Origin of the sequence: Gallintestinimicrobium propionicum (assembly GCF_025567525.1) — a bacterium.
Taxonomy (GTDB): Bacteria; Bacillota; Clostridia; order Lachnospirales; family Lachnospiraceae; genus Gallintestinimicrobium; species Gallintestinimicrobium propionicum.
On record NZ_JAOQJY010000051.1, the window covers coordinates 1 to 1,218 of the forward strand.

1 protein-coding gene is annotated in these 1,218 nt (G+C 49.5%); it reads left to right on the top strand.

The window, feature by feature from the left end; genetic code table 11:
- On the top strand, nucleotides 1-1,218 hold a 1,218-nt coding region (locus OCV62_RS18065), incomplete at both ends, for a VirB4-like conjugal transfer ATPase, CD1110 family (RefSeq protein WP_262588383.1).

The following is a 1,218-nucleotide window of genomic DNA, read 5'->3' on the forward strand; positions in this document are numbered from 1 at the left end:
ACTGTCAGCTGACCAGGCTGGACTTCCAGCAGGAAGAAGGGCTGATGAGCTGTCTGCCTCTGGGTCTCAATCAGATTGAGATCCAGCGAGGACTGACCACCAGTTCCACAGCTATCTTTGTGCCCTTTACTACGCAGGAACTGTTCCAGAACGGGAAAGAAGCCCTGTACTACGGCATCAATGCTCTGTCAAACAACCTCATCATGGTGGACAGAAAGCTGCTGAAAAACCCCAACGGCCTGATTCTGGGTACGCCGGGTTCCGGTAAGTCCTTCAGCGCAAAACGAGAAATTGCCAACTGCTTTTTGCTTACCAGTGATGATGTCATTATCTGTGACCCGGAAGCGGAGTACGCACCTCTTGTTGAGCGTCTGCATGGGCAGGTCATCAAGATCTCACCTACTTCAACCAACTATATCAATCCGATGGATCTGAATCTGGACTATTCGGATGATGAAAGCCCGCTGTCACTCAAGTCTGACTTTATCCTCAGTTTGTGTGAGCTGATCGTGGGCGGTAAGGAGGGCTTGCAGCCGGTGCAGAAAACCATTATTGACCGTTGTGTACGGCTGGTTTACAACGAATATCTCAATGACCCAAAGCCGGAGAATATGCCGATTTTGGAGGACCTTTATAACCTGTTGCGGGAGCAGGAAGAAAAAGAAGCTCAGTACATTGCAACGGCATTGGAAATCTATGTAACGGGTTCGTTGAATGTGTTCAATCATCAGAGCAATGTGGATATTGATAACCGGATTGTCTGCTACGACATCAAGGAACTGGGCAAGCAGCTTAAAAAAATCGGTATGCTGGTAGTTCAGGATCAGGTGTGGAACCGTGTCACCATCAACCGTGCCGCTCACAAGTCTACCCGCTACTACATCGACGAGATGCACTTGCTTTTGAAGGAGGAACAGACCGCTGCTTATACGGTAGAAATTTGGAAGCGATTCAGAAAATGGGGCGGCATCCCCACCGGAATCACGCAGAACGTCAAAGATCTACTTTCCAGCCGCGAGGTGGAAAATATCTTTGAAAATTCCGACTTCGTGTATATGCTCAACCAGGCAGGCGGAGACCGTCAGATCCTCGCCAAGCAACTGGGGATTTCCACACACCAATTATCTTATGTGACGCACTCCGGTGAGGGCGAGGGCCTGCTGTTTTATGGCTCTACAATCCTGCCTTTCGTGGATCACTTCCCGAAGAATACCGAGC